General features: G+C 65.0%; 13 protein-coding genes. 11 read left to right on the plus strand and 2 right to left on the minus strand.

The window, feature by feature from the left end; translation table 11 throughout:
* Positions 1-497: 497 nt before the first annotated feature.
* The 5 genes from BraRD5C2_RS37850 (at position 498) to BraRD5C2_RS37870 (ending at position 3715) form a co-directional block, all read left to right on the plus strand.
* A complete protein-coding gene (locus tag BraRD5C2_RS37850) occupies positions 498-1883 on the plus strand; it encodes a YXWGXW repeat-containing protein (RefSeq protein WP_223977315.1) in 1386 nt (461 codons plus the stop codon).
* Positions 1884-1969: 86 nt separating this feature from the next.
* Positions 1970-2152, plus strand: coding sequence for a hypothetical protein (locus BraRD5C2_RS37855; RefSeq protein ID WP_223977317.1), 183 nt, complete (start codon positions 1970-1972; stop codon positions 2150-2152).
* A gap of 123 nt (positions 2153-2275) precedes the next feature.
* Complete coding sequence (locus BraRD5C2_RS37860) at positions 2276-3178, plus strand: DnaJ C-terminal domain-containing protein (protein ID WP_223977319.1); 903 nt, start codon at positions 2276-2278, stop codon at positions 3176-3178.
* Positions 3175-3450 carry a chaperone modulator CbpM gene (locus tag BraRD5C2_RS37865; RefSeq protein ID WP_223977321.1) on the plus strand — a complete coding sequence of 92 codons (276 nt, stop codon included), beginning with the start codon at positions 3175-3177 and terminating at the stop codon, positions 3448-3450. The genes BraRD5C2_RS37860 and BraRD5C2_RS37865 overlap by 4 nt, the downstream gene beginning before the upstream one ends.
* 40 nt (positions 3451-3490) lie before the next feature.
* On the plus strand, positions 3491-3715 hold the full coding sequence (locus BraRD5C2_RS37870; RefSeq protein ID WP_021081495.1) for a hypothetical protein: 225 nt from the start codon (positions 3491-3493) through the stop codon (positions 3713-3715).
* 5 nt (positions 3716-3720) lie between these two features.
* On the opposite strand, the gene BraRD5C2_RS37875 is transcribed toward BraRD5C2_RS37870, so the two are convergent.
* On the minus strand, positions 3721-3954 hold the full coding sequence (locus BraRD5C2_RS37875) for a hypothetical protein (protein ID WP_223977323.1): 234 nt from the start codon (positions 3952-3954) through the stop codon (positions 3721-3723).
* A 39-nt stretch (positions 3955-3993) separates the two neighbouring features.
* Positions 3994-5727 carry a YbaL family putative K(+) efflux transporter gene (gene ybaL, locus BraRD5C2_RS37880; RefSeq protein WP_223977325.1) on the minus strand — a complete coding sequence of 578 codons (1734 nt, stop codon included), beginning with the start codon at positions 5725-5727 and terminating at the stop codon, positions 3994-3996.
* Between the two features lie 115 nt (positions 5728-5842).
* Between ybaL and BraRD5C2_RS37885 the strand changes: the two genes are divergently transcribed.
* The 6 genes from BraRD5C2_RS37885 to BraRD5C2_RS37910 form a co-directional block, all read left to right on the plus strand.
* Positions 5843-6508, plus strand: a complete 666-nt coding sequence (locus BraRD5C2_RS37885; RefSeq protein WP_223977600.1) for an HAD family hydrolase — start codon at positions 5843-5845, stop codon at positions 6506-6508.
* Between the two features lie 9 nt (positions 6509-6517).
* Positions 6518-7471: a sugar-binding transcriptional regulator gene (locus BraRD5C2_RS37890; protein WP_223977328.1), complete on the plus strand. Its 954-nt coding sequence runs from the start codon at positions 6518-6520 to the stop codon at positions 7469-7471.
* Between the two features lie 343 nt (positions 7472-7814).
* Positions 7815-9128 carry an ABC transporter substrate-binding protein gene (locus tag BraRD5C2_RS37895; protein ID WP_223977330.1) on the plus strand — a complete coding sequence of 438 codons (1314 nt, stop codon included), beginning with the start codon at positions 7815-7817 and terminating at the stop codon, positions 9126-9128.
* A gap of 133 nt (positions 9129-9261) precedes the next feature.
* On the plus strand, positions 9262-10134 hold the full coding sequence (locus BraRD5C2_RS37900) for a carbohydrate ABC transporter permease (RefSeq protein ID WP_223977332.1): 873 nt from the start codon (positions 9262-9264) through the stop codon (positions 10132-10134).
* Between the two features lie 4 nt (positions 10135-10138).
* Positions 10139-10969, plus strand: coding sequence for a carbohydrate ABC transporter permease (locus BraRD5C2_RS37905; RefSeq protein ID WP_092116645.1), 831 nt, complete (start codon positions 10139-10141; stop codon positions 10967-10969).
* Positions 10970-10985: 16 nt separating this feature from the next.
* The coding region (locus BraRD5C2_RS37910; protein ID WP_223977335.1) for an ABC transporter ATP-binding protein at positions 10986-11577 on the plus strand (592 nt) is incomplete at its 3' end.

The following is an 11577-nucleotide window of genomic DNA, read 5'->3' on the forward strand; positions in this document are numbered from 1 at the left end:
TGTGGTCGTTTCAGGGGTGTGTCAATCGCGGAGCGTGGCCGCCGGCATACCGCTTTTGAGGTGTTGCGACTGCCGGTGTTCGCTTCTGGCACTCATCCGGCGGCACTGCTACGGACGCGCCGACAAATCGGGGTCCGCATCACGGCGGTGGTGGCTCGGCTGATCGCGGTGCTTGCGAAGCGAGCGGCGCGACGATCCTGGATCGTTGCAATCGTGCGAGAGCCGAAGTCATGTTCGCGATTCAGTAACTGTCGACTCGCACCTCGCGGAGTGCACGCGATGATGCAGACGTGAATCGCGCGTTGTTCCACTGAATCGCGCGATGATGAGTCACTGCACACTCTGAACCGTCGATGAATAGCTGCGCGCTGCGTTTCCGGCTGTTTCAGGTTGATGTAAGGTCAAGGCGCTAGCGATGAAGTGTATCGGTGCGTTGCCGATACACGGAACTTTTGTTCCGGTTCTCACGTTGAACGTGTTCATCGAAGAGGCTCCCAATGATCACTCGTTTCCTTTCGACCGCGTCGTGCGCCGCGATCGCCACGGCGCTGTTCACTGCGACGGCTGTGCCGGCAATCGCGCAGGATGCGGCATGCGCGCCGGTCTCTGCCGTCGACACCGCGCCGCCGCCGCTGCCGACCTACGATCAGCCGCCGGTGCCCGGGCCCGGTTACATGTGGTCACCGGGCAATTGGTCGTGGGACGAGGATCGGGGCGATTACTACTGGGTGCCGGGCACCTGGGTGCAGCCGCCGCGGGTCGGGCTGCTCTGGACCCCCGGCTACTGGGGCGCGTTCGGCGGCGGCTTCATTTTCCATCAGGGCTATTGGGGAGATCGCGTCGGCTTCTACGGAGGCGTCAATTACGGCTTCGGTTACGGCGGTTCAGGCTATGAAGGCGGCCGCTGGGATCACGGCAACTTCTTCTACAATCGCACCGTGAATAATCTGGAAGGCGCTCGCATCACCAACGTCTACGAGAAGAACGTCACGATCAATCAGACCACCATCAACAACGTCAGCTACAATGGCGGCCGCGGCGGCATCGAGGTACGGCCGACTCCCGCCGAACGTACGATCGCCAAGGAGCAGCATTTCGCGGCGACGCCGTTGCAACGCAAGCAGGTCGAGACCGCAAGCCAGGATCCGAGCCTGTTCAAGCGAACCAACAATGGCGTGCCCGCCGTTGCCGCAACGGCGCGGCCCGGCGAGCTGAAGGGACCGGGCGTGGTCCGCGCGCGGCCGGCCGGCGAGGTGGTGCCTGCCAACGCTGCACGGCCGGCGGCCGGGGAGCTGGCGCGGCCAGGAACCGCAGCTACACCGGCCGACTCCCACGCGCTTCCGGTGCCGGGCAAGGAGCTTCCGGCGGCGCAGCAGAACAAGCCGGCAGCCGAGGAGAAGCGCGCAGCTCCGGCTCCCGAGACGAAGGTTGAGCCGCGTCCCGCCGCACCGGCGCCCGCCGAATCCCATGCGCTTCCGGTCCCCGAGAAGGGCGTTGCGGCACATCCGCCCGCCGAGGTGAGCAAGCCTGCGGTCGAGGAGAAGCGCGCAGCGCCCGCCGCCGAGCCGAGGGTCGAGCCGCGGCCTGCAACGGAAGCGGCGCGGCCTGCCGCGCCGGAGAGGCGGCCTGAGGAGGTGCGCAAGGAGGAACCGCGGCCGGAGCCTGCCGCGCGGCCGGAGCAGGCAGCAAGGCCCGAACCACGACCGGAGCCTGCGGCTAGGCCGGAAGCACGGCCGGAGACGATGGCTCGCCCTGAGGCGCATCCGCAGCAGGCGGCTCGGCCGGAGCCGCACGTTCAGGCCGCGCCGCACGTTCAGGCGCCGCCGCATGCTGCGCCGGCCGCAGGTCACCCTGCAGAGGAGAAGCGGGGGGAGCAACGTTGAGGTAAGATCGCGCTCCGCCGGCTCGTTCCTGCGGAGCGCGCACTCTCTTCTGCCCGTGCGCAAGCGATCATCACTGGAGGTCGGTCATGGCACAGAGTCACGGTGGTAGCGGACAGCTTGACGACGGCAAGCCGCGCCTGAGCGAAGACGATATGCAGCGCGCCCTGCTCGGTCCGAGGGGCGTGCCGGGCAAGCCGGATCCCGCCAGGATGACGCCGCAGCAGAAAAAGAACATTCCGAATTATCTCGACCCCGGACATACCTCGTAGCGGGCCGCGATCTGCGCGCATGCTGGCTCGCCCATCGCCGGGCGACGTGCGAGCGCACTTGCAAATCGGCTGCTTTTGCGCCCTCATGATTGCAGGTGCCCTCACGGTGTTGCGGAGCAGGTTGTGAGAAATCCGTACGAGGTTCTTGGCGTTGCCCCGACGGCGTCTTCGGCCGATATCCAGAAGGCCTATCGAAAGCTGGCGAAGAAGCTGCATCCGGATCTCAATCCGGGCGACAAGGCGGCCGAAGAAAAGTTCAAGGAAGTCGCTGCGGCGAACGATCTGCTCTCGGATGCCGACAAGCGCAAGCGCTTCGACGCCGGCGAGATCGACGCCAGCGGCGCCGAACGGCCGCAGCATCGCTACTACCGGGATTTCGCCACCGCGGACGGGGGGCATCCCTATGCCGACAATTCCGGTTATGCCGACTACATGGACCAGGACGATGCGTTCGCCGAATTGCTCCGGCGCAGCGAGCAGGCACGCGCCAACCGACGCGGCCGCGACCTGCACTACAGCCTTGCGATCGATTTCGCGGAATCGATCACCGGCGCGAGCAAGCGCCTGACGCTTCCTGATGGCGGCACGCTCGAGGTGACGATCCCGCCGGGCCTCATCGACGGCCAGGTCATTCGTCTGCGCGGCAAGGGCATGCCGGGCAGCGGCAAAGGCGGTCCCGGCGACGCGCTGATCGAGGTCGAGGTGCGCCCCGATCCGCGCTTCACCCGCGAGGGCGACGATATCTCGCTCGAATTGCCGATCTCGCTGTCGGAGGCTGTGCTCGGCGGCAAGGTCAACGTTCCGACCCCGACGGGTGCGGTCACCATGACCGTTCCCAAGGGATCGAACACCGGCACGACGATGCGGTTGCGCGGCAAGGGCGCGCCCAAGGTCGGCGGCGGTCACGGCGATGAGTTCGTTAAGCTCAAGCTGGTCCTGCCCAAGGGACCCGATCCCGCGCTCGAGGCGTTCGTGTCGGACTGGGATCGTAAGGGATTCAATCCACGCGATGATGGTGCATCATGAACAGGCAGCAGTTCCTCATCGATGCGGGTCTCGAGGTGCAGACCCTGGAGTTCTGGATCGAGCAGCAATGGCTGGTTCCGGACGAGACTACGCAGGAGATCAGCTTTTCCGACACCGACGTGGCGCGCGCCCATCTGATCCGGGATCTGAAGGGCGATTTCGGCGTCAACGACGAGGGGATCGACGTCATCCTGCATCTGGTCGACCAGCTGCACGGCCTGCGCCGTGCGTTTGAAGAATTGCACAAGGATATCGCGTCATCGCCGCGCTAGCCGCCTCGCTAGCGGCGATCATCAGTCCCGGGAGACGATCATGACGGACAAGCCGACGCCGCTGGCCCATGGCGAGATTGACGTTCTGATTTTGCAGGCGCTGGTGCGCAAGCTGATCGCAAAGGGCGTCCTGACGCCGGACGACGTCCGCGCGATGCTGTTCGAGGCCGCGAAAAACCTGGATCTCGTCGGCAGCGAGCTGACGACGGAGGCTGCCAACATCATCGTGCAGGAAGATCTGGCGCCCGCATTCCTCGGCGGTTGATTTCTTCAGGTCTGACCGCTGCGGTTGGAGACCAGCCGGATTTGCGTGATCTGGTCGGCATTGCCGGCAAGATAGGCCTGCGCGTCGCGCACCAGACGCTCGATTGCCGCGGCGTCATAGCTCGGATGGCGGGTGTTCAGATGCAGGTCGGTCTCGATCTGCATCACATTAGTCGCGGCATCGGCGCCGATCTCGATCGAGAACGACACCAGTGAAACGTGCGGGCTCTTGAATGCCACGTCTTGATCTCCTTTCGTCGCGCAGTGGATGCTGTTATCTCAGGCCGCAGAATCTTCCCTCGCGGTCGTCGCAGTCTGCACGGCAATGCCAGCGTGCCTGCGGTCGAGTTCCTCGATCATGCCGCGGGCAATCTCGCGCTCGCCCATGATCACGATGTCGGCGCCGAGGCCCTTCAGATGATCGACCTCGGCGTCGGAATGCGCGCGTGCGATGATCCGGATATCGGCATTGGCGGCGCGCGCCTGCTCGACGATCTGTCCGGCCTCGAAGGCTTCGGGAATGGCGATGACCAGCGATCGTGCGCCGGCCGGATTGGTCGCGCGCAGCACGCTGGCGCGCGCGGCGTTGCCCATCAGGGCCTCGATGCCGCGCCGCCTGAGCTTTGCGACGGTGTCGTCGGACGCCTCGACCGCGAGGAACGGCGCTTTGCGCTGATGCAGGGCATCACCCACGAGACTGCCGACCCGGCCGTAGCCGATCAGGATGGTGTGATCCTGCAAGTCGGTGATCGGGATCGGTTCAGCGGTTGCAGCGGTTGGCGAGGAAGCCTGCGGTTTCTCGAGCCGCGAGGTCAGCCAGTCGACCACCGCGAACACCAGCGGGTTGAGCATGATCGAGAAGATCGCGCCGGCCAGGATCAGGTCGCGGCCGGCCTTCGGCAGCAGATTGAGCGCAACGCCGAGTTCGGCCAGGATGAAGGAGAATTCGCCGATCTGGGCAAGGCTCGCCGAGATCATCAGGGCGGTCGCCATCGGGTGACGGAACAGCACGACGATCAAAAGTGCCGCCAGCGACTTGCCGACCACGATAACGAACAGTGTCGCGAGAAACGGCCACGGCTCGCGCACCACGCTGAACGGATCGAACAGCATGCCGACTGAGACGAAGAACAGCACCGCGAATGCGTCGCGCAGCGGCAGGGTCTCCTGGGCAGCGCGCTGGCTGAGCGGCGATTCCCGCAGCATCATCCCGGCGAAGAAAGCGCCGAGCGCCAGCGACACCCCGAACAACTTGGTCGCGCCGAACGCGATGCAGAGCGCGATCGCCAGCACGGCCAGCCGGAACAGCTCGCGCGAGCCGGTGTGTGCGATGTAGTGCAGGGCCCATGGGATCAGCCGGCGTCCGACCACCAGCATCAGCGCGATGAACACGGCGATCTTGACCAGCGTCAGCACCAGCACGCCGGTCAGCCCGAGGCCGAAGCGGGTGGCGAGTGGATCGGAGACGAGCGCGGCGCCATCGCCGCCCTGGAAGCTCGCCACCGCCGGGAACAGCACCAGCGCGAGCACCATCGCGAGGTCCTCGACGATCAGCCAGCCGACCGCAATCTTGCCGCGTTCGGTGTCCATCAGGCGGCGCTCCTGCAACGCGCGCAGCAGCACCACGGTACTTGCGACTGACAGCGCGAGCCCGAACACCAGCCCGGCACCGATGGTCCAGCCCATCATGAGCGCGAGGCCGAGGCCCAACAGTGTGGCGACCGCAATCTGCGCAATGGCGCCGGGCACCGCGATCGCGCGCACCGACAGCAGGTCGTTCAGCGAGAAGTGCAGGCCGACGCCGAACATCAGGAGAATGATACCGAGCTCGGCGAGCTCGGTTGCCAGCGCCTGATCGGCGACGAAGCCGGGCGTGAACGGACCCACGGCAACGCCCGCGATGAGATAACCGACCAGTGGCGGAACCCGGAAGCGCTGCGCGATGGTTCCGAAGACGAAAGCGAGTCCAAGGCCCGCGACGACGGTCGCGATCAGAGGTGTGTCATGCGGCATTTCGCCTTGTCGCACAGCATGGTTGGCGGTGCACCGCGACCATTTGAGGCGCGGCATTCCGCGCGCGGAACTGTGATCTATTGCTCATGGCGTGAGCATATGATCTCATGTGCGGATGGATCCGCGGCTGCCCCAGACCGATCTGGTCATCTTCGACTGTGACGGCGTGCTCGTCGACAGCGAGGAATTGAGCTGCCGCTGCCTCGCCGAGGCGATGATGAAGGCCGGCATCGCGATGAGCACCGAGCGGGCGCTCGAACTCTTCCTCGGGCGCAGCACCACGGCTCTGGTCGCGTATTGCCGGAGCGTGGGCAAGCCGTTGCCGGCGACCTTCTTGCCTGAATTGGCGCAGCAGGTGCGCGAGACCTTCCGCTCGCAGCTCAAGCCGATTGCGGGCATCGCCGCCGTGCTCGCGGCATTGCAGCTGCCGTATTGTGTCGCCTCATCGAGTGATCTCGAGCGGGTGAAGTATTCGCTGGAGCTGACCGGTCTTGCCGCGAGCTTCGGACAGCGGCTCTACACCGCGCAGATGGTCGAGCATGGCAAGCCGGCGCCGGACCTGTTCCTGTTTGCCGCCGGCAAAATGGGAGCCGAGCCACGCCGCACGCTGGTCATCGAGGACAGCGTCAGCGGGGTGATGGCGGCGAGGGCCGCCGGGATGAAAGTGTGGGGATTTGTCGGTGGCTCCCACTATCGGCTGGCGGACGGCAGTGCTCTGCTGAAGCAGGCCGGGGCGGATCGAATCTTCGCCGCGATGACGGATTTCTGGAACGAAGGCTGACGCACAATCATGGCTGCGCCCGATAACGAAAAGTCTCGCCTCGACGATGCGGCGCGCGCCGGCTGGCTGTATTTTATCGCGGGCCACACCCAGGATGAAATCGCGAAAATGCTGCAGGTGTCGCGTGCCTCGGCGCAGCGCCTGGTGTCGCTCTGTCTTGCCGAGCGGCTGATCACGTTTCGTCTCGAGCACCCCATTGCGGCCTGCATGGAGCTGGCATCGCGGCTGAAGGCGCGGTTCGATCTGGTGCATTGCGACGTCGTGCCATCCGATCCGGCGGCGCCGCTGTCGAATGCCGGGATCGCCGAACGCAGTGCCAATCTGCTCGAGATGACGCTGCGCTCGGAGACGCCTGTCATCGTGGCACTCGGCACTGGCCGCGCGGTGCGCGCCGCTGTCGAGCGGGTCTCGCCGATCGAGCGGCCCGATCATCAGATCGTCTCGCTGGTCGGCAACATCTCCGCCGACGGCTCGGCGAGCTTCTACGACACGGTCGGACGGCTCGCCGACCGCACCGGTGCGCGGCACTACCCGATGCCGCTGCCGTTCCTGATGTCGAGCGAGGACGAGCGCAACCGCATGATCCGGATCGATCCGATCGCGCGGGTGAGGGCGGTCGCCGCCAAGGCCGATCTGCGGCTGATCGGCATCGGCCAGATGGACCAGAAGGCCCAGGTCCATGTCGACGGCTTCGTCACCCGCGAGGAGTTGCTGGAGATGATGCGGCTCGGCGCGGTCGGCGAGGTGACCGGCTGGGCGTATGACGCCAAGGGCAAACTGATCAAGGGTGGCACCAACAAGCGGCTGACCAGCATTCCGCCGCAGATCCCTGCGGTGTCGACCACGATTGCGGCGGCCGTCGGCGTCGCCAAGGTGCCGTCGATCAGGGCCGCGCTGGCGGGCCGGGTGATCAACGGCCTCATTACGGATGAGGCCACCGCACGCGCGGTGCTGGATCGCTAGAAGTCACGAATTGGGTGCGCTCCCTCTCCCGCCTGCGGGGGAGGGTTGGGTGGGGGTCTATCCTCGAGTCGTGTCGTGGAGAGAGCCCCCAGCCGGATTGCATCTTCGATGCAATCCGACCTCCCCCGCAAGCGGGAGAGGTGAACCTTCGATGCCGCTCCAGCTCATCCATTTCACTGCCAGCCGTTTCCCGGTCGCCTCCGCAAACACCTCCCTCCCAGGCTGTGATGGAACCCGCGATCGCGCGGGACGGCGCACCCGCGTGCTTGACAAATTTTAACGACGGGATGAACATACGCTCAACACGTGGGCATATGCTCAACGTGACATAAGGGAGGTCACCTTGAAAAACGTCCTTTGCGCCGTTGCGGGCGCGGCTGCTCTTTTGATCTCTGCCCCCTCGATCGCCCAGACCACGTTGACGGTGGCGACCGTCAACAACAGCGACATGATCCGCATGCAGGGGCTCACCAGCGAATTCACCGCGAAGAACCCCGACATCACCGTGAAATGGGTGACGCTCGAGGAGAACGTGCTGCGCCAGCGCGTGACCACCGACATCGCCACCAAGGGCGGCCAGTTCGACGTGCTCACCATCGGCACCTACGAGGTACCGATCTGGGCCAAGAAGAGCTGGCTGGTGCCGCTCGACAAGCTCGGCGCCGACTACGACGTCGGTGACCTGCTGCCGAAGATCAAGGATGCCGTCTCGGTCGACGGCAAGCTCTATGCCGCACCGTTCTACGGCGAGAGCTCGATGGTGATGTATCGCACCGATTTGTTCGACAAGGCCGGCTTGAAGATGCCGGAAAGCCCGACCTGGGACTTCGTGGTCGATGCAGCCAAGAAGCTGACCGACAAGGCCGGCGGCGTCTACGGCATCTGCCTGCGCGGCAAGGCCGGTTGGGGCGAGAACATGGCGTTCCTGACCGCGATGTCCAACTCGTTCGGCGCGCGTTGGTTCGACGAGAAGTGGGAGCCGCAGTTCAATTCGCCGGAATGGAAGAAGACGCTCACGACCTATGTCGACCTGATGAAGCAGGCCGGACCCCCCGGCGCCTCGTCCAACGGCTTCAACGAGAACCTCGCGCTGTTCAGCGCCGGCAAATGCGCGATGTGGATCGATGCGACAGTGGCGGCGTCCATGGTGACCAACCCGAAGGATTCCAAGGTTGCCGACAAGGTCGGCTTCGCGCTGGCCCCGAACACCGGGCTCGGCAAGAACGCCAACTGGCTGTGGGCATGGAGCCTCGCGATCCCCGCCGGCTCCAAGAAGGTCGATGCGGCCGAGAAATTCATCGCCTGGGCGACCAGCAAGGATTACACCAAGCTCGTCGCGGACAAGCAGGGCTGGGCCGCCGCACCTCCCGGAACACGCACCTCGCTCTACAAGAATCCCGACTATCTGAAGGCGGCACCGTTCGCCAAGATGACGCTGGCCTCGATCGATGCGGCTGACCCCAGCCATCCGACCGTCAAGCCGGTGCCTTACGTGGGCGTGCAGTATGCGGCGATCCCTGAATTCCAGGGCATCGGCACCCAGGTCGGCCAGCAGTTCTCGGCCGCGTTGTCCGGCTCGACCACCGTCGATGCGGCGCTCTCGGCTGCGCAGTCCGCGACCGAGCGCGAGATGAAGCGCGCGGGCTACATCAAATAAACCACGCCCAGACAAAGCCAGGGCGCAGCACGCGCATTGGCCGCCCGACCAGCTCAAACCTCCCGAGCTGGATCACTGCGACCATCCTGTCCCGCAGCGGGATGGTCGCTCCTTTCGAGAGAAGGAGGCGGGGATGGCGACCCAGCAGACCCAACTGCTCGCACGCACGCTGCTCACGCCCGCCGTGGCACTGCTGTTCATCTGGATGATCGTGCCGCTGGCGCTCACGATCTACTTCGCGACCCTGCACTACAATTTGCTCGATCCCGGCTCTGAATCCTTCGTCGGGCTGGAGAACTTTCGCTACTTCCTCACCGATCCTGCCTTCCTCGCCTCGTTGCAGAACACCCTGGTGCTGGTCGGCTCCGTGCTCGCGATCACGATCATCCTCGGCGTGCCGTTGGCGCTGTTGCTCGACCAGCAGGTGGTCGGGCTCTCGATTGTCCGCTTGATGGTGATCGCACCATTCTTCGTGATGCCGACGGTGAGCGCGCTGGTCTGGAAGAATCTCCTGATGCATCCGGTGTCGGGCCTGTTCGCCTGGATCGCACAACTGTTCGGCCTGCCGGCGATCGACTGGTTCAACGACGCGCCGCTGTTCTCGGTGATCCTGATCATCTCCTGGCAGTGGTTGCCGTTTGCCACCCTGATCCTGCTCACCGCGCTGCAATCGCTCGACGAGGAACAGAAGGAGGCCGCCGAGATGGACGGCGCGAGCGCGATCTCGACCTTCATCTACATCACGCTGCCGCATCTCGCGCGCCCGATCACGGTGGTGATCCTGATCGAGACCATCTTCCTGCTCACGGTGTTCGCGGAGATCTTCGTCACCACCGGCGGCGGCCCCGGGCTGCAGACCACCAACATCGCCTTCCTGATCTATTCGCAGGCGCTGATCCAGTACGACGTCGGGAGCGCTTCTGCGGGCGGCCTGGTCGCGGTGGTGCTCGCCAACATCGTTGCGTTCTTCCTCGTTCGCATCGTCGGCCGGAATCTGGAGGCGTAACGTCATGGCGCGGATGGTCACGACCCGGAACAAGGTGATCTCGACGGCGGCGGCCTGGCTGGTCGGCTTCCTGATCTTCTTCCCGATCCTCTGGATGGTGCTGGCGAGCTTCAAGACCGAGCTCGAGGCTTTCGCGATCCCGCCATCGTTCCTGTTCTTCCACTGGACGACGGAGAACTACGTCACGGTGCAGGAGCGCAGCGACTACCTCCACCACGCGCTCAACTCGATCATCATCGCCGGCGGGTCGACGCTGATTGCGATGCTGATCGCGATCCCGGCCGCATGGTCGATGGCGTTCTCGCCGACCAAGCGTACCAAGGACGTGCTGCTCTGGATGCTCTCCACCAAGATGATGCCGCCGGTCGGCGTGCTGGTGCCGATCTACCTGATCTACCGGACGTTCGGCCTGCTCGACACAAGAAGCGGCCTGATCTTCATCCTGTGCCTCGGCAACCTGCCGATCGTGATCTGGATGCTGTTCACCTATTTCAAGGAGATCCCGAAGGACATCCTCGAGGCTGCCCGGATGGACGGCGCCACGATCGGGCGCGAGCTGATCTATGTGCTGACACCGATGGCGGTGCCGGGGCTCGCCTCGACCTTGCTGCTCAATCTGATCCTGGCGTGGAACGAGGCGTTCTGGACTCTCAATCTGTCGACGCTCGAAGCCGCGCCGCTCACCGTGTTCATCGCATCCTATTCCAGCCCGGAAGGATTGTTCTGGGCGAAATTGTCGGCGGCGTCGACGCTCGCGATCGCGCCCATTCTCGTGCTCGGCTGGTTCAGTCAGCGGCAGCTCGTCCGCGGCCTGACGTTCGGCGCGGTCAAGTAGCAGAAAGGCTTGTCCCATGGGTCAGATTACGCTGCAGGGTGTGCAAAAATCGTTCGGGCCGGTCCATATCATCAAGGGCGCCGACCTCGAGATCACCGACGGCTCCTTCGTCGTCTTCGTCGGTCCGTCGGGCTGCGGCAAGACCACGCTGCTGAGGCTGATCGCGGGGCTCGAGGACGTCACCGGCGGCGCCATCCTGATCGACGGCCGCAATGTGGTCGACGTGCCGCCGGCCAAGCGCGGCCTGTCGATGGTGTTCCAGTCCTACGCGCTCTATCCGCACATGAGCGTGCGCGGCAACATCGCCTTCGGCCTGAAGATGGCCGGGATCGCCAAGGACGAGATCAACCGCAAGGTCGAGGCCGCCGCGGCGACGCTCAATCTCACGCCCTATCTTGAGCGCAAGCCGCGCGAGCTCTCCGGCGGCCAGCGCCAGCGGGTCGCGATCGGGCGCGCCATCGTGCGCGAGCCGAAGGCCTTCCTGTTCGACGAGCCACTGTCGAACCTCGACGCCGCGCTGCGGGTGCAGATGCGGCTCGAGGGGACGCGGGTGCAGAAGCAGCTCGGCACCACGGCGATCTACGTCACCCACGATCAGGTCGAGGCCA

This window comes from Bradyrhizobium sp. RD5-C2 (assembly GCF_019972155.1).
Taxonomy (GTDB): Bacteria; Pseudomonadota; Alphaproteobacteria; order Rhizobiales; family Xanthobacteraceae; genus Bradyrhizobium.